We start from the raw sequence: 18208 nt of genomic DNA, 5'->3' as shown, positions 1-18208 counted from the left end.
CCGCGGCGTCAGCCTTCGAGCAGGCCGGGGATGACGGAACGAACTCTGCACCCACCGGCCCACATCATTCCACCAGGGGTTTGGAGATTTCGATGTTGCACGCTACTTCGCGAGTCATGCGGCTCGCTTCCATCGCTGCGGCCATTGCCGCCTTCGGTCTGCCGGCGGCTGCGCTGGCCGGCAGTTCCGGCCCTTCCGGTGCCGGCTTCGGCCAGGCCGGGGCGCGCGCCCAGAGTGACCGGCTGATCATCAAGTACCGCGATGGCACCACGGCACAGGCGCGCGCCGACCTGCAGACCATGTCCGACGCGCACGCCCAGGTCAACCGCGCCGGGTTCCAGATGAACCCGCTGCGACGCGACGCCCGCGGCGCCCATGTGATGAAGCTCGACCGCCGCGTCGACGAGGCCCAGCTCGCCCTGCTGGCACGCCAGATCGCCGCCCACCCCGATGTGGAGTACGCCGAGCCCGACCGGCTGATGCAGATCCAGCTGACCCCGAATGACCCGAGCTACCTCGCCCAGTGGCACTACTACGAGGCCGTCGGCGGCCTCAACGCCCCCACCGCCTGGGACGCCAGTACCGGCACCGGCGTCGTGGTGGCGGTGCTCGACACCGGCTACCGCCCCCACGTCGACCTCGCCGCCAACATCGTGGCCGGCATGGACATGATCATCGACACGGCGGTCAGCAACGATGGCAACGGCCGCGACACCAGCGCGCTCGATCCGGGCGACTGGACGGTGGCTGGCGAATGTGGCGCCGGCAGCGGCGCCAGCAGCAGCAGCTGGCACGGCACCCATGTGGCCGGCACCATCGCGGCCGTCACCAACAACGCCGCCGGCGTGGCCGGCGTGGCCTTTGGAGCCAAGGTGCAGCCGGTGCGCGTGCTCGGCAAGTGCGGCGGCTACACCAGCGACATCGCCGACGGCATCATCTGGGCCTCGGGCGGCACCGTGGCCGGCCTGGCCGCCAACGCCACGCCGGCGCGCGTGATCAGCCTGTCGCTGGGCGGCGGCGGCGCCTGCGACGTCACCACCCAGAACGCCATCAACAGCGCGCGCAGCCGCGGCACCGTGGTGGTGGTGGCGGCGGGCAACAGCAATGCCAACGCAGCCAACTTCTCGCCGGCCAGCTGCGCTGGCGTGGTTACCGTGGCGGCCACCTCGCGCACCGGCGGCAGGGCCAGCTATTCCAACTTCGGCGCCCTCGTCGACGTCGCCGCCCCCGGCGGCCAGATGACGGTGGCCGGCGACCCCAACGGCATCCTCTCGACGCTCAACAGCGGCACCACGGTGCCGGGCGCCGACACCTACGCCTACTACCAGGGCACGTCGATGGCGACGCCGCACGTCTCGGCGGTGGCGGCGCTGATGCTGGCGGCCAACCCGGCGCTCACGCCCGACCAGGTGGAGAGTCTGCTCAAGAGCACGGCGCGGCCCTTCCCCGCCACCTGCTCGCAGTGCGGCACCGGCATCGTGAACGCCGCCGCCGCGGTGGCCGCGGCCACCGGCAACCCGCCGCCCCCGCCGCCGCCGCCCCCGCCCACCACGACGGTGGCCGAGGTCGAGCCCAACAACTCGCGCAGCGCGGCGCAGCTGATCACGCCCAACCCGGCCACCGTCAACGGCCGCATCGCGTCCACCTCGGACAACGACTACTACCGCGTGAGCCTGGGCGCCGGCAAGACGCTGGCGGCGGCGCTGACGCCGCCGGCCACGGCCGACTACGACCTCTACGTCTACAACGCCAACGGCACCCAGATCGCCAGCAGCACCCTGGGCACGGGCGCGGTGGACAGCGCCTCGGTGCGCAACAGCGGCACCACCGCGGCCACGGTCTATGTGCGCGTGCGCTACTTCTCCGGCGGCGCCGGCAACTACCAGCTGCGCCTGTCGCAGTAAGCCCACCAGCCCTGCGCTGAACGGTCAGGCGCCGCCGGGGTGATGAGCCCCGGCGGCGTCTTTTCTTGGCTTGCCCGCATGGCGTCCAATCGCTGCATGAAGCCGATCACCCTCGCCGACCTGCGCCGCCACGCGCTCGCGCGCAGCCTCTTCACCCCGACCACGCTGCCGCGCGCCATCGCCCGCCTGGGCTTTGTGCAGGCCGACCCCCTGCGCGCCCCGGCTCGCGCCCAGGATCTGACGTTGCGCCATCGCGTGGCCGAGTACCGCGCTGGCGACCTGGAGCGCCGCTATGCACGGCTGGGCATCGAGGAAGACTTCTTCGTCAACTACGGCTTCCTGCCGCGAGCCACCCACGCACTGATGCACCCGCGCTCGCCGCGCACCGTGTGGCCGGCGGCGCGCTGGCAGCAGGCGCAGGCGGTGCTCGAATTCGTGCGCGAGCACGGCGTGGTGCATCCGCGCGAGGTCGACGCCGCCTTCCAGCACGGCCACACACGCAACTGGTTTGGTGGCCGCAGCAAGGCCAGCACCGAGTTGCTGGACGGCATGCACTACCGCGGCCTGTTGCGCATCGCGCGGCGCGAGGGCGGCGTGCGCCTGTACGCGGCGCGCGATGCCCAGGAGGCCGCCGAAGACCCGGCCGCCGCGCTGGACGCGCTGCTCGAAGTGGCGGTGCGCAAGTACGCGCCGCTGCCCGAGCGCAGTCTGTCGGAGCTGGCCTCGTACCTGAGGCGCGGCGCCCCGCAGTGGGAGGCCGGCCGCCGCGCGGCGCTGGCGCGCGCCAAGGCGTGCCTGCCCTCGGCGCGCGTGGACGGCATCACCTGGTACTGGCCCGAGGGCGAGAACCCGGTCAGTCGCCGCCACGCGGTGGCCGAGCGCGTGCGCCTGCTCGCGCCCTTCGACCCCGTGGTCTGGGACCGCCGCCGCTTCGAGGCATTCTGGGGCTGGGCCTACCGCTTCGAGGCCTACACGCCGGCGGCCAAGCGCCTGCGCGGCCACTACGCGTTGCCGCTCCTGTGGCACGAGCAGGTGATCGGTTGGGCCAACCTGGCCTGGCGCGATGGCGCCCTGAGCGCCGACCTGGGCTATGTCGCCGGCAAGCCGCCGCGCGGCAGCGCCTTCAAGGCGGCACTGGACGAAGAGTTGGCGCTGCTGACGGCCTTTCTGCAGCCGCGCGAGTGAGGGTGGAGTGAGGGCGGTCAGGCGCGCGCCACCAGCAGCGCCCGCGCCATTTCGGCAAAGCCGGCGCCGCGCTCGCCCTCGGTGATCCAGGCCGGCCACACCGTCAGTTCGGCGGCAAAGCGGCGCAGGTTGGCCACGCCCACGGCGAGCGGAAAGCGCTCGAACAGGGGCTGGTCGTTGGTCGAGTCACCGACATAGGCCCAGCGCGCAATTTCCGGCTCGAGCGCGCGGCCGAACAGCCGCTGCGTCATCCAGGCAGCCGCACTCCACTTGCTGTGGCTGCCGAACCAGCCGTTGATGTGGATGGAGCTGACGGTGGCGTTCATGCCCGCAGCCTGCATCAACGCCAACGCCTGCGCCACGGCCGGTGCCGGCAGCTGCGTGAACTCGCTGTGATCGATGGCGATGTCGGTGACGCGGCCGGCGCTGTCGCGCGCCAGCGTGGCACCGGGCACTTCGCGCAGCACGCGCGCCCCCACCTCGCGCAGGCGCAGCGCATTGGCGGAGCGCGTGGCCTCGTCCTGGGCGTATTCGACGAGCACGCTGCGGCCGTCGCGGATCAACGCCACGGCGCCGTTCTCGGCCACGATGGCGCGCACCGGCCAGTCGCGCGCAAAGGGCTCGCTCCAGCCCAGCGGCCTGCCGGTGATGGCCAGCACCGGCAGGCCGGCGGCGGCCAGCTCATGCAAGGCCTGCAGCGCCGCCGGCTCGATGGCGCCGTCGCGCGTGAGCGTGTCGTCGATGTCGGTCATCACGCCGATGACAGCGGCGCGCGCCGCGGCCGGCAGTTCGGCCAGCGGGCGCGGTCGGGTGGGATCAGCCATGGCCGAGGATATCGCCGCGACGCCCGGGCCTGCCCAGGAGTTCACGCCCGGCGTCGCCGCCTGAAGCCCGGCCACCCCCGCGTTCGCGGGGCCCAAGGCTAGAATGCGGGTTCGCCCCGAGGAGCGTTGCAACCTTCGTCCAGAAGGCCAGGCTCGGGGTTCTACATTGCAACCGCGCTCACCTGCACGACGAGTCTCGTGGGTGAGCTTCCATCATCCCCACCCTCGTCGGCCGCAGGTTCCTCAACCGCTTGGAGCCCGACGATGAACGCTGTTCTCAAACCCCTGCACGACGCCCCCCATGTGGTGGCCGACCTGGCGCTGGCCGACTGGGGCCGCAAGGAAATCAAGATCGCCGAGACCGAGATGCCCGGCCTGATGGCGATCCGCGAGGAATTCGCCGCCAGCCAGCCGCTGAAGGGCGCGCGCATCACCGGCAGCCTACACATGACGATCCAGACCGCCGTGCTGGTGGAGACGCTGCAGGCCCTGGGCGCCCAGGTGCGCTGGGCCTCGTGCAACATCTTCAGCACGCAGGACCACGCCGCCGCCGCGCTGGCCGTGAAGGGCACGCCGGTCTTCGCCTACAAGGGCGAGACGCTGGCCGACTACTGGGACTACACCCACCGCATCTTCGAATTCGGCGCCAAGGGCACGGCCGGCGAAGGCCCGAACATGATCCTCGACGATGGCGGCGACGCCACGCTGCTGATGCACCTGGGCCAGCGCGCCGAGAAGGATTTGTCGGTGCTGGCCAACCCGGGCAGCGAAGAAGAGGTGCTGCTCTTCGCCGCCATCAAGGCCAAGCTCGCGGTGGACGGCAGCTGGTACACGCGCAAGAGCGCGCAGATCATGGGCGTCACCGAAGAGACCACCACCGGCGTCCATCGCCTCAAGGAGATGTCGGCCAAGGGCACGCTGCTGTTCCGCGCCATCAACGTCAATGACAGCGTCACGAAGAGCAAGTTCGACAACCTCTACGGCTGCCGCGAAAGCCTGGTTGACGCCATCAAGCGCGCCACCGACGTGATGGTGGCCGGCAAGGTGGCCCTGGTGGCCGGCTATGGCGACGTGGGCAAGGGCAGCGCCCAGGCCCTGCGCGCGCTCTCGGCCCAGGTGTGGGTGACCGAGATCGACCCCATCAACGCGCTGCAGGCGGCGATGGAAGGCTACAAGGTCGTGACGATGGAGTACGCCGCCGACAAGGCCGACATCTTCGTCTCGGCCACCGGCAACACCAGCGTCATCACGCGCGAGCACATGGCGGCCATGAAGGACCAGGCCATCGTCTGCAACATCGGCCACTTCGACAACGAGATCGACGTTGCCGCGCTGGCAGACTGCACCTGGGAAGAGATCAAGCCCCAGGTCGACCATGTGATCTTCCCCGACGGCAAGCGCATCATCCTGCTCGCCAAGGGCCGCCTGGTGAACCTGGGCTGCGGCACCGGCCACCCGAGCTTCGTGATGAGCTCGAGCTTCGCCAACCAGACCATCGCCCAGATCGAGCTGTACACGCGCAGCGAGCACTACACGGTGGGCCAGGTCTATGTGCTGCCCAAGCACCTGGACGAGAAGGTGGCCCGCCTCCACCTGAAGAAGGTTGGCGCCGTGCTGTCGGAGCTGACCGACAAGCAGGCCGCCTACATCGGCGTGTCCAAGCAGGGACCTTACAAGCCCGACAGCTACCGGTACTGAAGCCAGCGCATGCGGCCGGACAGCCTGCGCAGGTTGATCCGGCCGCACTTCAGCTCCAGAATGGAGCCAGGGTTCCATTCTGGAGGCGATATGGCTGTCAATCTGTCGATCAAGGACGTGCCCGACGAACTGGCCGACAAGCTGCGCCAGCGCGCGGCCCGCAATCACCGCTCGCTGCAGGGCGAATTGATGGCCATCGTCGAGCAGGCGACCTTGGGGCAACCCGAAGCCGCGCCCGCTGCCGCAGCGGGGCGCAGCTGGACGCAGGGCTGGAAGACCATCGAACAGTTGATGGCCGAACGCGAGGCCGCGGGCTGGCAGCCCGATCCCTCCCTGGCGCGTGCGCCCCTGGGCGTCGACATCATCCGCGCCGACCGCGACTCACGGTGATGCACGCAAAGGATGCCGCACAGCGGATGCTGTACCTGGCTGAACCGGCCCCCGCCTGGACTGAACGCCCGCCCGTGGTGGTGGACTGCAGCGTTCTCAGTGCCGTGCTATGGGCTGAGCCCGCTGCGGCGCAGGCGCGGGCGCAACTGCAGGACCGCAGCCTTCACGCCCCGGGCCTGCTGCGCTACGAACTGGCCAATGTGGCCCGCAACAAGGTGCGATCCGGCGTACCGGCCGCAGTTGCGCGGGCCGCGCTGGAAGCGTTTGCCGAGCAGAAGCTGGTGTTGCACGACATCGATCCGGCGCGGCTGTTCGACGTCGCGCAACGCCTGTCTTTGTCGGCCTATGACGCAGCCTACCTGTGTCTGGCGGCCGAGTTGCGCGCACCGCTGCTGACCTTCGACCAGCGTCTGGCCGACGCCGCCCGGCGCCATCTCGCTGCCCCGGATTGAGCCGCCTCCCCCGGTCACACCCTCCGCCCATTGCCCCCTGAACCCCTTGCCGGCCGCGTCCGCGACGGCCATGACGCCATGAACACCTTTCCCATCAGCTTCGAGTTCTTCCCCCCCAACACCCCTGTCGGTGCCGACAAGCTCAAGGCCGTCGTGCAAGAGCTGGCCGCGGTGAAGCCCGAGTTCTTCAGCGTCACCTACGGCGCCGGTGGCTCCACGCGCGACAAGACCCTGGCCACCGTGCGGGACATCGCCGCGCAAGGCTTTGATGCCGCACCCCATCTGTCCTGCGTGGGCAGCACCGAGGACGGTATCGCCGAGATCCTGGACACCTACCGCGCCCAGGGCATACGCCGCCTGGTGGCGCTGCGTGGCGACCTGCCCAGCGGCACCGCCACCGCGGGCGAGTTCCGCTATGCCGCCGACCTCATCGCCTACATCCGCCGCAGCCAGGGCAGCGACTGGCACATCGAGGTCGCCGCCTACCCCGAATACCACCCCCAGCAGCGCTATGCGCGGCGCGATCTCGAGCACTTCGCAGCCAAGGTCAAGGCCGGCGCCGATTCGGCCATCACGCAGTTCTTCTTCAACCCCGACGCCTACTTCCACTTCGTCGACGAGGTGCGCGCACTCGGCGTCACGGTGCCCATCGTGCCGGGCATCATGCCCATCCACAACTACGCCAAGATCGCCACTTTCGCCGCCCGCGACGGCATCGAGATCCCGCGCTGGGTGGCGCTCAAGATGGAGGGCTACCTGGACGACGCGGCCTCGGTGCGAGCCTTCGGCATCGAGGTGGTGGCGCGGCTGTGCGAGCGCCTTCGCGCCGGCGGCGCACCCGGCATCCACTTCTACACCCTCAACCAGAGCGCGCTTTCGCTCGAGGTCTGCCGCCGCCTCGGCCTGGCCTGATGCACGCCGGCAACAGCCGCAAGCGCCGGTGTTGCGCCGCATCAAACATTAAGAGGGTTAACCCCTAAAGGCAAATGATCGGCGTTCAATCGTTCGTGGCAACCAAGCCTCAACGATTGATACGGAGATCTTCATGAAGCATGTTTTCGGACTTGTCGCGCTCGCCCTGGCCGCTGTGGCCCCGGCGGCCTACAGCCAGGCAGCGGGTGACATCGTGGCCCGCGTGCGCGCGATCAACCTCGATCCGGCCGACAAGGACACGATTGCCATCACCGACGTCACCGTCAACAGCAAGGTGATCCCCGAAGTCGACTTCACCTACTACTTCAGCCCCAACCTGGCCGCCGAGCTGGTGCTGACGATTCCGCAGAAGCACGACGTTCGGTCCACCGCCCATGGCGGCAAGATCGGCACCCTCAAGCACCTGCCGCCGACGCTGTCGGCGCAGTACCACTTCGCGAAGATGGGCGCCTTCAAGCCCTATCTCGGCGCCGGCCTCAACTTCACCTTCTTCTCCGACGTCGACCTGCCCGCGGGCTTCACCATCGACAAGAGCAGCGTGGGCCTGGCGCTGGGCGCCGGCTTCGACGTCGCCCTGGGCGGCGCCTGGTCGCTGAACGTCGACATCAAGAAGGTCCAGATCCGCACCGACCTGATGCTCAACGGCACGAGCCTGGGCACCATCAAGGTCGACCCGATCCTCTTCGGCGTCGGCGTCGGCTACAAGTTCTGACGCTGCAGGCCCGCCGCGAGCGGGTCAAAACGGCCCGGCCCCGTCAGGGCTGGGCCTGCCAGACCAGGCCCTCGTCGCTGAGCATGGCGTCCAGCGGCACGTCGTGCGGCTCGGGCGCCAGCCAGGGCACGAAGCCGTTGGCATAGGCCAGGCCCACCGTGTAGGGCCGCGGCTGCAGCGAGGCCAGCGTGCGGTCATAGAAGCCGCCGCCATAGCCCAGGCGCAGGCCGCCCGGGCCGTAGCCGACGCAGGGCACCAGCAGCAGCGTCGGCTCGAAGGACGGCGTGTCCTTGGGCTTGGGGATGCCGTAGGCATCTTCTTCCATCTCGCAGCCCGGAAACCACATCTGGAAGCTCAGGCGCTTGGTGATCTTGTCCATCACCGGCAGGCCTATGCAGCGCTCTTCATCGGCCTCGGCCCAGCGGTAGAGCGCCGGCAGCGCATCGAACTCGCCCTTGATCGGCCAGTAGGCCCCCACCGCGGACTCGCTGCGGCCCACCAGGAAGACGCGCAGCACCTCCTGCAGGTGCATGGCGCGCTGGTGGCGGTCGATCAGCGTCTGGCGCTCGGCCTGCAACTGGCGGCGCAGCGTCTTCTTGTCGCGCGAAGGTTCAAAGGACGGCATCTGGTACGACATGGCCGGGGGCGCTTTCACGGCGAAAGCGCTATTGTCGCGCCATGGCCGCACCGCAATTTCTCAGCCACTGCCAGGAACTGCTGGCGCCCCTGGGTGCGGTGCGCAGCCGCCGCATGTTCGGCGGCTGGGGCCTCTACGTCGACGAGATCTTCCTCGCGCTGATCATCGAAGAACGCCTCTACCTCAAGACCGACGGCAGCACGCGGGCGCGCTTCGAGGCCGCCGGTTGCACGCCCTTCGTCTACCACCAGACCCAGGGCAAGGCAGTGACGGTGAGCTACTACACCGCGCCCGACGAGGCCCTGGACGCGCCGGCACTGATGGAACCCTGGGCGCGACTGGCGCTGCAGGCGGCGCTCGCCCACCGCGCCACCGGCGTCAAGCGCAGACCGAAGCCGCCTGCGGCCGCGGCAGCAAAGCGCCCAGCCAGGCGCCCACCCGGACGAAAAGGCCCGGCCTGACCGGCCGGGGCGGCTGCGGCGGCGCCTCCAGCACGCTCAGCCGCGCCTGCGGCCAGGCCTCGGCCACCCAGTGGCTGCCGGCTTCCAGCGCCAGGCCCTGGCCCGCCTCGAGCCAGAAGTCCTCGGCCGGCGCACTGCCCCGGCCGCGCGTCAGCCAGACCCGGCCCTCGTGGACCCACAGGCCGCGCGGCTGCGCCGCGGCGGCCAGCGTGAGCGCCTGTGCCGGGCCCAGCGTCCATCCGAAGGGGGCGCCGTTTTGATGCACTTCGATCATGGATGAGGAGTGGCTCATGGGGCCTCCGAAAACGATGGGTACGGGAAGAATGATCGGGGGCGAAGGCCACATCGTCCAATCAGTTCCGCGGCCTGGATTGATAATCGCTCGTTATGAATACGCCACGCCACCGCCCGCTCGCCGTGGGCTCGCTGCGGGCCTTCGAGGCGGTGGCGCGGCGCACCAGCTTCAGCGCCGCGGCGGCCGAGCTTCACCTTTCCCAGCCCGCCATCAGCCGCCAGATCCGTGGCCTGGAAGACGAGATCGGCCTCGCGCTCTTCCTGCGTGGCACCCGCCATGTCGAGCTCACCGCCGCCGGCGGCCAGCTGCTGCGCAGCGTGGCGCCGCTGCTGGGCCAGCTCGACACCACCGTGCGCCAGTTGCGCAGCAGCCAGCGCCGCCAGCCGGTGGGGGTGAGCACCTTTGCCTCCTTTGCCTCGATGTGGCTGCTGCCGCGCCTGCCGGCCTTCCAGGCCGAGCACCCGCAGCTGGACATCCGCATCTCGGCCGACGACGCCTTCGCGGCCTTCGACGAGCCCGACATCGACCTTGCGCTGCGGCATTGCCACCCCGACGACGCGCCGGCCGGCGCCGTGCGGCTTTTCGGCGAGGTGCTGACGCCGGTGGCCAGCCCGGCGCTGCTGCAGCGCCTGCCGCTGCACGGCGCCACCGACCTCGCCCGCCACACCCTGCTGGAGGAGGACGACCACAAGCCCAGCGCCGAATTCGTGAGCTGGCACTACTGGCTGCGCCGCCATGCACCGGCCGGGCTGGAGCCGCGCAGCTGGATCAGCCTGAACTTCACCTACCAGCGCATTCAGGCGGCCATTGCGGGCCAGGGCGTGGCGCTGGCCCGCCTGGCGCTGACGCGCGACGCGCTGGAACGCGGCGAACTGGTCGAGCCCTTCGGCGCCGCCGGCCGCCTGAGCTCGCCCTTTGCCTACTGGCTGGTGCGCTGGCCGGTGCGTCAGGGGCGCCCTGCACTCGCGGCCTTCGAGGCCTGGCTGCTGGAGCAGGCGGCAGCCACGCGCGACGCACTGCACGCCGCCCCCGGCGGCGAGGCCACGGCCCCGGCACAAAACTCCTCAACTGATAAATTCAGCCCATGAGAACGGTGACCGGAATCCTCTGCCTGTCGCTGGCAATGGCCCTGGCGGCGCCGCAGGCCGCGCGTGCCGACGCGGGCGACGACACGGTGCTGCAGGCGCGCGATGCGCTGCGCAAGAAAGACCGCGCCCAGCTTGCCGGCGCGCGCCAGGCCCTGCTGGGCGCCGGCCACCCGCTCGCGCCCTGGGCCGACTACTGGGAGTTGCTCAACCGCCTCGACACGGCCCAGCAGGCCGAGTTCGAGGCCTTCGCGGCGCGCTGGCCAGGCAGCTATGTCGAGGACAGGCTGCGCAACGACTGGCTGCTGGAACTGGGCCGCCGCCGCGACTGGCCCCATCTGCTGGCCGAATACCCGCGTTTTCGCATGAACGACGACCGCGAGGTCGTCTGCTACGTCCTGCTCGCCCAGCACCTGGCGGGCCAGGACGTGGGCGCGGCGGCGCGCAAGGCCTGGCACACCCAGCGCGATCCGGACGAGGGTTGCACCACGATGGCGGCCACGCTGTTCGCGGCCGGCGCGCTGGTCGCCGACGATGCCTGGCAGAAGGCCCGCCTCTCGCTGGAAGCCGCCAGGCCGCGCGCCCTGCGCGCCGCCACCGCGCTGATCGGCCCCGGCACTGAAAAGGCCGCGGCCGACCTCTACGACAACCCGGCCCGCTTTCTCGCCAGGCGGCCGGGCTCGGCCGCGGCGGCTGGGCAGGAGCTGGAACTGCTGGCGCTGATGCGCCTGGCCGCGGTGGACGCCGAACAGGCGGCCACCCAGCTTGATGGCGGCTGGGCCCAGCGCTTGCGGCCGGCGCTGGCGGCCAGCGCCTGGGCCCACACGGCCAAGCAGGCAGCCATCAAGCAGCTGCCCCAGGCCGCCGGCTGGGGGCGCCGCGCCTGGCAGGCCTGGGAAGCCTCGGCAGGTGGCGCCGCCGCCACACCGCCGCCCTGGAGTGACGATCTGCTGGCCTGGCAGGTGCGCGCCGCGTTGCGCCAGCCAGCCGCCGAGCGCCAACGCTGGCAGCTGGTACACCGCGCCGTCGAAGCCATGAGCGCGGCCGAGCAGCGCGACCCGGCCTGGGTCTACTGGCGCGCACGCGCCCACCTGGCGCTGGCCCGGCCCGGCGCCGAGGGCGAGGCCGACCGCGCCACGGCGCGCGCCGCGCTCGAGTCCCTGGCCGACAGCCACGGCTACTACCCGCGCCTGGCGGCCGAGGAACTGGGCCAGCGCGTGGCATCGGCGCCGCCACCGCCACCGCCCAGCGCCGAAGAGCGCGAGCTGGCGCGCGGCCACGCCGGCCTGCAGCGCGCGCTCAGGCTCATCGACATCGGCCTGCGCAGCGAGGGCGTGCGCGAGTGGAACTACTCGCTGCGCGGCCTGGGTGACCGCGAACTGCTGGCCGCCGCGCAATGGGCCTGCCAGCGCGAGGTCTGGGATCGCTGCATCCACGCCAGCGAGCGCGCACGCGGCGAGATCGACGCGGCGCTGCGCTACCCCCTGCCCTGGCGCGAACAGGTCGCCGCCGCCGCCGGCACCGCCGGGCTGGACCCAGCCGTCGTCTACGGCCTCATTCGCCAGGAATCGCGCTTCATCGCCGACGCGCGCTCCAGCGTCGGCGCCAGCGGCCTGATGCAGCTGATGCCGGCCACGGCCAAGTGGACGGCGCGCAAGATCGGCGTCGACTACCGCCCCGGGCAGATCGCCGACCGCGACATCAACCTGCAGCTCGGCAGCGCCTACCTGCGGCGCGTGCTCGACAGCTTCGACGGCTCTTTGCCCATGGCCGCGGCGGCCTACAACGCCGGCCCCGGCCGCGTGCGGCGCTGGCGCGAAGGCGGTGCGGTCGAGGCCGCGGCCTGGGTCGAGAACATCCCCTTCAACGAGACGCGCGACTACGTCAAGAAGGTGCTGGCCAATGCCGCCGAGTACGCCGCACGCCTGGGCAGCAAGCCCGCGCCCACGCTCAAGTCCTGGCTGGGCACCACCATAGGCCCGCGCAACGCAGCCGCGCCCGCGCCCGACGCCGACCTCCCCTGAAGGGCCCCATGTTCCAACGCATCCTCGTCCTTGGCGGCACCGGCTTCGTCGGCCGCGCCGTCTGCAACCGCCTGGTCGAACGCGGCCAGGGCAATGGCCGCATCCTGGTGCCCACGCGCCGCCTCGCCCACGGCCAGCGCCTGCAGTCGCTGCCCACGGTGGAGCTGATGGCGCTCAACGTACACGACGACGCCGCGCTGGCGCGTGCGGTGGCAGGCGCCGATGCGGTGGTCAACCTGGTCGCCATCCTGCACGGCAGCGCGGCCGATTTCCAGCATGTCCACGTCGCGCTGCCGCAGCGCCTGGCGCGGGCCTGCCAAGCCCAGGGCGTGCGGCGGGTGGTGCATGTCAGCGCGCTGGGCGTGGGCGCTGGCGCACCTTCCAACTACCTGCGCAGCAAGGCCGCCGGCGAGGCCGCGCTCGTCACCGCCGGGCTGGATCTCACCATCCTGCGGCCTTCAGTCATCTTCGGGGCCGAAGACCGCTTCCTCAACCTCTTTGCCGACCTGCAGGCGCTGGCGCCGCTGCTGCCGCTGGCCGGCCGCGGCACGCGCTTCCAGCCGGTGTGGGTGGAAGACGTGGCCACGGCCATCGTGCGCTGCCTGGACCGCGACGACACCGTCGGCAAAACCTATGAATGCGCCGGCCCCGAGGTCTGCACGCTGGCCGAACTGGTGCGCCTGGCGGGCCTGTGGTCGGGCCACGAACGGCCTCAGCTCACGCTGCCGATGTGGGCCGGGCGGCTGCAGGCCGGGCTGATGGAGATGCTGCCCGGCACGCCGCCGATGTCGCGCGACAACCTCGATTCGATGCAGGTGCCCAATGTCGCCAGCGGCCAGTTGCCGGGGCTGGAGGCGCTGGGCATCACGGCCGCGGCGCTGGACGCGGTGGCGCCGGCTTATCTGGGTGGCGTCTCGGGGCTGGCGCGGCTGGACCGCTGGCGCCGTTGCGCCGGACGCGACTGAGCGGCGCGGCGGTATTCCGCCCCGCCATGAGCTTGATCAGATGTTCGCAGTGCCGCCACCGGCTGGCGCCCGTAGCATCAAGACCTGAGTTGTGAGGACGCTGTGATGCAACTGGTGATAGGCAACAAGAACTACTCGTCGTGGTCGATGCGGCCCTGGGTGCTGATGAAGCAGCTGGGCCTGCCCTTCGAGGAACACAAGCTGCGCCTGGAGCTGACGCCGCACTCGGCCTTCAAGCGCGAGCTGGCGCATTTCACGCCCGCCGGCCGCGTGCCGGTGCTGCTGGACGACGACTTCGCCGTCTGGGACACACTGGCCATCATCGAGTACCTGCACGACAAATTTCCTGGCCGCGGCATCTGGCCCGAGGACATGCGCCTGCGCGCCCGCGCCCGCAGCCTGGCCGCCGAGATGCATGCCGGCTTCAACGCGCTGCGCAATCACTGCCCGATGAACATCGAGGCGGCGCTGCCCGACATCGGCAAGAAGATCTGGGCCGAGCAGCAGGGCGTGCGCGACGACGTGACGCGCATCGAGCTGGCCTGGGTCGAGGCGCTCAAGGAAAGCCGCGGCCCCTTCCTCTTCGGCGAGTTCTGCGCCGCCGATGCGATGTATGCCCCGGTGTGCATGAGGCTGCGCACCTATGCGCTGCCGATGACGCACTCGGTCTACGACTACATCGCCCGCGTCGCCACCGCGCCCGGCGTCAAGGCCTGGGTGGCCGATGCGCTGGAAGAGGGTGACTTCATCGCCGAGGACGAACCCTACCGCAAGCACCGATGACAGCAGGCCCGCGCCGCTACATCGTCGGTGGCGCGGTGCGCGACGCGCTGCTGGGCCTGCCGGCGGCCGACCGTGACTGGGTCGTCGTCGGCGCCACGCCCGAGGATCTGATCGCCCAGGGCCTGCGCCCGGTGGGCAAGGATTTCCCGGTCTTCATCGACCCCGCCACGGGCGAGGAAGTGGCGCTGGCGCGCACCGAGCGCAAGACCGCGCCCGGCTACCACGGCTTCAGCTTTCACGCCGCGCCCGAGGTGACGCTGGAGCAGGACCTGGCCCGGCGCGACCTCACCATCAACGCCATCGCCCAGGCCGAGGACGGCACGCTGGTCGACCCCTACGGCGGCCGGCGCGACCTTGGGGCGCGCGTGCTGCGCCATGTGTCCGAGGCCTTCGTCGAAGACCCGGTGCGCCTGCTGCGCCTGGCGCGGCTGGCGGCGCGCTTCTTCGACTTCACGGTCGCGCCCGAAACCATGGCCCTGCTGCGCCGCATGGTGGCCGATGGCGAGGTCGACGCCCTCGTGCCCGAGCGCGTGTGGCAGGAGTTGTCACGCGGGTTGATGGCGGCGCGGCCCGGCCGCATGTTCGAGCTGCTGCGCGAATGCGGCGCGCTGGCGCGGCTGCTGCCCGAGGTCGACCGCCTCTGGGGCGTGCCCCAGCCCCCCGAGCATCACCCGGAGATCGACACCGGCGCCCACCTGATGCTGGTGCTGGACGGCTGCGCGCGCCTGCAGGCGCCGCTCGCGGCGCGCTGGGCCTGCCTGGTACACGATCTCGGCAAGGGCACGACCCCGGCCGATCAATGGCCACGCCACCTGGGCCACGAGCAGCGCAGCGCCAAACTGGCGCGCAGCCTGGCCGAACGCCTGCGCGTGCCCACCGACTGCCGCGAACTGGCCGAAGTGGTGGCGCGCGAGCATGGCAACGTACACGCCAGCGGCAGCCTGGGCGCACCAGCGCTGCTGCGCCTGCTGGAACGCTGCGACGCCTGGCGCCGGCCGCAGCGCTTTGCCGAGATGTTGCTGGCCTGCGAATGCGATGCCCGCGGTCGCGCCGGACTGCAAGACCGGCCCTACCCCCAGCGCGAGCGCCTGGCCGAGGCGCTGCGCCTGACGCAGGCGGCCGATGTGGCCGGGGCGGCGCAGGCGGCGCTGGCGCGTGGCGAGGAAGGCCCGGCCATCGGGCGGGCGGTAAACGCGGCGCGGGTCGAGGCCTTGAAGAACCTGGACTCCGGCCGCTGAGTCACGGGGTCGTTGCGGACCCGAATCCGGGCCTGGCCTCGTTCGCCAGGCGGCTTCAGTCGGCCAGCGCCACGCGCGTCGTCGTTGCGGCCGCCCAGGCCGGCATGCCGCCGCGGAACCAGTACACCTTGGAGAAGCCGGCGGCCAGGGCGGCCCGGCTGGCCTTGTAGCTCTTCCAGCACTCGGCGCCATTGCAATGGAAGATCGTCGGCAGCTTCTTGTCGAGCGCGGCCAGGCCGGCAAAGTCGTCCAGCTTGGGGTCGTAGGCCACGTCCTTCAGGCTCTTCTCGTGGTAGGGCACATGGCGCGCGCCATTGATGCGTGACTGCTTGAATTCCTTCTCGGTGCGCGTGTCGACCAGCACCGCGCCCTGCGCCAGCAGGCGCTGCACCTCCGCCACGTCGACCACGGTGGCGCCGGGCAGGCTGACCGGCGTGAAGGTGCCGAGCTCGGCGACGCGCCGGTAGGCCGAGGCGTCGCTGCGCTGCGCCACCGGCTTCATGCCGATCGACGACGCCGAACTGCCGAACCACTTGGCCACGCGTGCGCGCAACTCGGCCGACAAGTCCTTCTTGACGGCCACCGAGAGGCCGCCTGGCACCGCGCCGGAAACGGCCAGTTGCTTGGCCACGCCGGGGTTGCCCTTGGACCAGGCCTCCCACTCGCTGCGGCGGATGACGGTGGCCTCGGCCAGATTGAGGCTCAGCGCCGTGAGCCCGGCCTGCGGATAACGCGCGTACTGCACATGGCCCAGATCCTTGAAGGACAGGCCGTTGGCGGTGAGCATGCCGCGCGCCAGGTAGGTGTAGATCGAGTCCTGCTGCGGCAGGTAGATGCGGCCCTGGCGCATCGCTTCCGCCGAGGCCAGGCTGGCGCGGCCGACCAGCACGTACTGCTCGTCGGGGTCGGTATTGCCCACCAGCTCATAGCCGTGGGCCAGCGCCGAGGCCACCACCTGGGGCGGTGCGATGAAGAGGTCGTAGTCCTTGCTGCGCGTCGCGCGCATGGCGTCGGTGAGGTTGTCGGAGGCCGCGGCCGTGACCTCCTGTCCCAGCGCCTTGGCCAGGCCGGCTTCGAGGCCGGTGCGCGAGACCATCAGGCCATCCTTGCGCTCGGTGGGTTCGAACACCATCAGCGCCGAGAACTGGGCGCTGACCGGGCCCGCAAGTGCCGCGGCGAGCAGGGCGGTGACAAGGTGCTTGTTCATAGGGCGCCGAGAGTAGCCCTACAGAGTGACATCTTCCTTAACAGATACCAAGAATGTTGACCATCCTCAAATCAGGTAACCAACGGCCATCATCAACACGGACAGCACGACCGAGCTGGCCAGCGGCACATACCAGTCGCGCCCGCGCAGGCGAAAACTGAAATCACCCGGCAGCCGGCCGAGGCCGATCTTGCGCAACCAGCCCTGCAGGCCGTTGAAGAGCAGGCAGGCGAGCAGGAAGACAAGCAGCCAGCGCATCGTGTTCGCAGCTCAGTGGCGGGGCTAGAGCCGGTGCGAGCGGTCGCCCGCGCTGAAGCCCAGGGCATCGAGGCTCACGCCACGCGCAAGACCGATCACCTTGAACAGCTCGCCCATCTCGTGCTCGGCGATGAGCTTTTGCGCCGCCGCCAGCGTGCGCGGGTCGGCGCCGCGCAGCAGCTCGAGCAGGCCGCAGTTCATCAGGAAGCGCGCCTGCGAGGTGTAGCCCAGCACTTCGGCGCCGGCGTCCTGGGCCGCCAGCGCGATGCCGGTGAAGTCGACGTGGGTGCTGATGTCCTTCTCGCCCAGGTCGGCCAGCGGGTCGTCATCGCCGAACTCGGCGCGGTGGGCGCGGTGACAGATCAGCGTGCCGCCGGTGCGCTGCGGGTGGTAGTACTCGGCCTCGGGGAAGCCATAGTCGATGAAGAAGGCCGCGCCGCGCCGCAGCCGCTCGACCAGGGTGCGGATGAAGGCCTGGGCCTGGGGGTGGATCTCGACCGTGGTGCCGGGCACGAAGGGCGCATCACAGGGCGGGCGCAAGGCGGTGGCGCGGTCGGCCCAACGCAGCGCATCGCTGTCCAGTTCCACGCCGCGCTCGAACCAGGCACTGCCGTCCCAGTGCAGCAGCTGCACCGGCATCGCGTCCAGCACCTCGTTGCCCACCACCACGGCGTGGAGGTCGTCGGGCAGCGCGTCGAGCCAGCGCACCCGATCTCCAAAAGCCGCAAGCCGCTCGGCCTGGCGCTCGCGCAGCGTGCCCGAGAGGTCGACGATGGAATAGCGCCGCACGCGACCGCCCAGGGCCTGCAGCAGCTGCAAGGCCAGCGCGCCCGAGCCGGCACCGAACTCGATGATCTCGTCGGCCTCAGCGGCATCCAGCGCCTGCAGGATCTGGCGCGCCAGCGCCTGGCCGAACAGCGGCGAGAGCTCGGGGGCGGTGATGAAATCACTGCCCGACGAAGGCAGGGCGCCGAATTGGCGGCTGCCGCGGGCGTAATAGCCCAGGCCCGGCTCGTAGAGCGCCATCGCCATCACGCGGTCGAAGGGCAGCCAGCCGCCGGCCCGGCCTATGGCCGTGGCAACGCGCTCATGCAGGCGCGCCGATAAACTCACGGCCCCGTCGGATGACATCCGGCGCATTGTAGGAAGCGCAGCCG

19 protein-coding genes and 1 riboswitch are annotated in these 18208 nt (G+C 70.8%); of the genes, 13 read left to right on the top strand and 6 right to left on the bottom strand.

Annotated elements, in window-relative coordinates; all coding sequences use genetic code 11:
- The first annotated feature begins 116 nt into the window (after nt 1-116).
- Entirely contained in the window at nt 117-1904 is a 1788-nt protein-coding gene (locus JMV16_RS18935) for a S8 family peptidase (protein ID WP_201495851.1), read from the top strand.
- 96 nt (nt 1905-2000) lie between these two features.
- Complete coding sequence (locus JMV16_RS18930; protein ID WP_201495850.1) at nt 2001-3089, top strand: DNA glycosylase AlkZ-like family protein; 1089 nt, start codon at nt 2001-2003, stop codon at nt 3087-3089.
- 17 nt (nt 3090-3106) lie between these two features.
- Here the strand turns inward: JMV16_RS18930 and JMV16_RS18925 are convergent, their stop codons facing one another.
- Nucleotides 3107-3913, bottom strand: coding sequence for an HAD-IIB family hydrolase (locus JMV16_RS18925; protein WP_201495849.1), 807 nt, complete (start codon nt 3911-3913; stop codon nt 3107-3109).
- Nucleotides 3914-4025: 112 nt separating this feature from the next.
- Nucleotides 4026-4100: riboswitch (S-adenosyl-L-homocysteine riboswitch) on the top strand.
- 77 nt (nt 4101-4177) lie between these two features.
- Here JMV16_RS18925 and ahcY point away from each other — a divergent pair.
- The 5 genes from ahcY (at nt 4178) to JMV16_RS18900 (ending at nt 8098) form a co-directional block, all read left to right on the top strand.
- Complete coding sequence (ahcY, locus tag JMV16_RS18920) at nt 4178-5611, top strand: adenosylhomocysteinase (RefSeq protein ID WP_201495848.1); 1434 nt, start codon at nt 4178-4180, stop codon at nt 5609-5611.
- 90 nt (nt 5612-5701) lie between these two features.
- Entirely contained in the window at nt 5702-6001 is a 300-nt protein-coding gene (locus tag JMV16_RS18915) for a FitA-like ribbon-helix-helix domain-containing protein (RefSeq protein ID WP_201495847.1), read from the top strand.
- Complete coding sequence (locus JMV16_RS18910) at nt 6001-6453, top strand: type II toxin-antitoxin system VapC family toxin (protein ID WP_201495846.1); 453 nt, start codon at nt 6001-6003, stop codon at nt 6451-6453. Before JMV16_RS18915 ends, JMV16_RS18910 begins: the two co-directional genes overlap by 1 nt.
- A 78-nt stretch (nt 6454-6531) precedes the next feature.
- Entirely contained in the window at nt 6532-7365 is an 834-nt protein-coding gene (gene metF, locus JMV16_RS18905) for a methylenetetrahydrofolate reductase [NAD(P)H] (protein WP_201495845.1), read from the top strand.
- A 133-nt stretch (nt 7366-7498) separates the two neighbouring features.
- A complete protein-coding gene (locus tag JMV16_RS18900) occupies nt 7499-8098 on the top strand; it encodes an OmpW/AlkL family protein (RefSeq protein WP_201495844.1) in 600 nt (199 codons plus the stop codon).
- 43 nt (nt 8099-8141) lie between these two features.
- Here JMV16_RS18900 and JMV16_RS18895 read toward each other — a convergent pair whose 3' ends face one another.
- Nucleotides 8142-8735, bottom strand: a complete 594-nt coding sequence (locus tag JMV16_RS18895; protein WP_236580611.1) for a 5-formyltetrahydrofolate cyclo-ligase — start codon at nt 8733-8735, stop codon at nt 8142-8144.
- Between the two features lie 41 nt (nt 8736-8776).
- Between JMV16_RS18895 and JMV16_RS18890 the strand changes: the two genes are divergently transcribed.
- Nucleotides 8777-9196: a TfoX/Sxy family protein gene (locus JMV16_RS18890; RefSeq protein ID WP_201495843.1), complete on the top strand. Its 420-nt coding sequence runs from the start codon at nt 8777-8779 to the stop codon at nt 9194-9196.
- Here the strand turns inward: JMV16_RS18890 and JMV16_RS18885 are convergent.
- Entirely contained in the window at nt 9114-9488 is a 375-nt protein-coding gene (locus tag JMV16_RS18885; protein ID WP_201495842.1) for a DUF2917 domain-containing protein, read from the bottom strand. The genes JMV16_RS18890 and JMV16_RS18885 overlap by 83 nt on opposite strands.
- A gap of 95 nt (nt 9489-9583) precedes the next feature.
- Here JMV16_RS18885 and JMV16_RS18880 point away from each other — a divergent pair, with 95 nt between their 5' ends.
- From JMV16_RS18880 to JMV16_RS18860, 5 genes are all read left to right on the top strand, one after another.
- Nucleotides 9584-10579: a LysR substrate-binding domain-containing protein gene (locus tag JMV16_RS18880; protein ID WP_201495841.1), complete on the top strand. Its 996-nt coding sequence runs from the start codon at nt 9584-9586 to the stop codon at nt 10577-10579.
- Nucleotides 10576-12600: a lytic transglycosylase domain-containing protein gene (locus tag JMV16_RS18875; RefSeq protein WP_201495840.1), complete on the top strand. Its 2025-nt coding sequence runs from the start codon at nt 10576-10578 to the stop codon at nt 12598-12600. The genes JMV16_RS18880 and JMV16_RS18875 overlap by 4 nt, the downstream gene beginning before the upstream one ends.
- An 8-nt stretch (nt 12601-12608) precedes the next feature.
- Complete coding sequence (locus JMV16_RS18870; protein WP_201495839.1) at nt 12609-13565, top strand: complex I NDUFA9 subunit family protein; 957 nt, start codon at nt 12609-12611, stop codon at nt 13563-13565.
- 102 nt (nt 13566-13667) lie between these two features.
- Nucleotides 13668-14348, top strand: a complete 681-nt coding sequence (locus tag JMV16_RS18865; RefSeq protein WP_201495838.1) for a glutathione S-transferase family protein — start codon at nt 13668-13670, stop codon at nt 14346-14348.
- Nucleotides 14345-15586 (top strand): multifunctional CCA addition/repair protein, encoded by a 1242-nt coding sequence (locus tag JMV16_RS18860; protein WP_201495837.1) that lies wholly within the window; start codon nt 14345-14347, stop codon nt 15584-15586. The genes JMV16_RS18865 and JMV16_RS18860 overlap by 4 nt, the downstream gene beginning before the upstream one ends.
- A gap of 55 nt (nt 15587-15641) precedes the next feature.
- Here the strand turns inward: JMV16_RS18860 and JMV16_RS18855 are convergent, their stop codons facing one another.
- The 3 genes from JMV16_RS18855 to JMV16_RS18845 all read right to left on the bottom strand — a co-directional run bounded on the left by JMV16_RS18855 (nt 15642) and on the right by JMV16_RS18845 (nt 18182).
- Nucleotides 15642-16793: a rhodanese-like domain-containing protein gene (locus tag JMV16_RS18855; protein WP_201495836.1), complete on the bottom strand. Its 1152-nt coding sequence runs from the start codon at nt 16791-16793 to the stop codon at nt 15642-15644.
- Between the two features lie 66 nt (nt 16794-16859).
- Nucleotides 16860-17051 (bottom strand): DUF2905 domain-containing protein, encoded by a 192-nt coding sequence (locus tag JMV16_RS18850; protein WP_201495835.1) that lies wholly within the window; start codon nt 17049-17051, stop codon nt 16860-16862.
- 24 nt (nt 17052-17075) lie between these two features.
- Complete coding sequence (locus JMV16_RS18845; RefSeq protein ID WP_201495834.1) at nt 17076-18182, bottom strand: class I SAM-dependent methyltransferase; 1107 nt, start codon at nt 18180-18182, stop codon at nt 17076-17078.
- Nucleotides 18183-18208 lie beyond the last annotated feature (26 nt).

The sequence above is a fragment of the Rubrivivax sp. A210 genome, assembly GCF_904426505.1.
In the GTDB taxonomy this organism is placed as follows: Bacteria; Pseudomonadota; Gammaproteobacteria; order Burkholderiales; family Burkholderiaceae_C; genus Rubrivivax.
The sequence above is the reverse complement of the archived record's forward strand: the minus strand, read 5'-3'. Positions and strand labels throughout refer to the sequence as shown.

Coding starts and splice junctions, on each gene's coding strand:
- JMV16_RS18935 (WP_201495851.1), top strand. CDS start 117: ATGCGGCTCGCTTCCATCGCTGCGGCCATTGCCGCCTTCGGTCTGCCG.
- JMV16_RS18930 (WP_201495850.1), top strand. CDS start 2,001: ATGAAGCCGATCACCCTCGCCGACCTGCGCCGCCACGCGCTCGCGCGC.
- JMV16_RS18925 (WP_201495849.1), bottom strand. CDS start 3,913: ATGGCTGATCCCACCCGACCGCGCCCGCTGGCCGAACTGCCGGCCGCG.
- ahcY (WP_201495848.1), top strand. CDS start 4,178: ATGAACGCTGTTCTCAAACCCCTGCACGACGCCCCCCATGTGGTGGCC.
- JMV16_RS18915 (WP_201495847.1), top strand. CDS start 5,702: ATGGCTGTCAATCTGTCGATCAAGGACGTGCCCGACGAACTGGCCGAC.
- JMV16_RS18910 (WP_201495846.1), top strand. CDS start 6,001: ATGCACGCAAAGGATGCCGCACAGCGGATGCTGTACCTGGCTGAACCG.
- metF (WP_201495845.1), top strand. CDS start 6,532: ATGAACACCTTTCCCATCAGCTTCGAGTTCTTCCCCCCCAACACCCCT.
- JMV16_RS18900 (WP_201495844.1), top strand. CDS start 7,499: ATGAAGCATGTTTTCGGACTTGTCGCGCTCGCCCTGGCCGCTGTGGCC.
- JMV16_RS18895 (WP_236580611.1), bottom strand. CDS start 8,735: ATGTCGTACCAGATGCCGTCCTTTGAACCTTCGCGCGACAAGAAGACG.
- JMV16_RS18890 (WP_201495843.1), top strand. CDS start 8,777: ATGGCCGCACCGCAATTTCTCAGCCACTGCCAGGAACTGCTGGCGCCC.
- JMV16_RS18885 (WP_201495842.1), bottom strand. CDS start 9,488: ATGAGCCACTCCTCATCCATGATCGAAGTGCATCAAAACGGCGCCCCC.
- JMV16_RS18880 (WP_201495841.1), top strand. CDS start 9,584: ATGAATACGCCACGCCACCGCCCGCTCGCCGTGGGCTCGCTGCGGGCC.
- JMV16_RS18875 (WP_201495840.1), top strand. CDS start 10,576: ATGAGAACGGTGACCGGAATCCTCTGCCTGTCGCTGGCAATGGCCCTG.
- JMV16_RS18870 (WP_201495839.1), top strand. CDS start 12,609: ATGTTCCAACGCATCCTCGTCCTTGGCGGCACCGGCTTCGTCGGCCGC.
- JMV16_RS18860 (WP_201495837.1), top strand. CDS start 14,345: ATGACAGCAGGCCCGCGCCGCTACATCGTCGGTGGCGCGGTGCGCGAC.
- JMV16_RS18855 (WP_201495836.1), bottom strand. CDS start 16,793: ATGAACAAGCACCTTGTCACCGCCCTGCTCGCCGCGGCACTTGCGGGC.
- JMV16_RS18850 (WP_201495835.1), bottom strand. CDS start 17,051: ATGCGCTGGCTGCTTGTCTTCCTGCTCGCCTGCCTGCTCTTCAACGGC.
- JMV16_RS18845 (WP_201495834.1), bottom strand. CDS start 18,182: ATGTCATCCGACGGGGCCGTGAGTTTATCGGCGCGCCTGCATGAGCGC.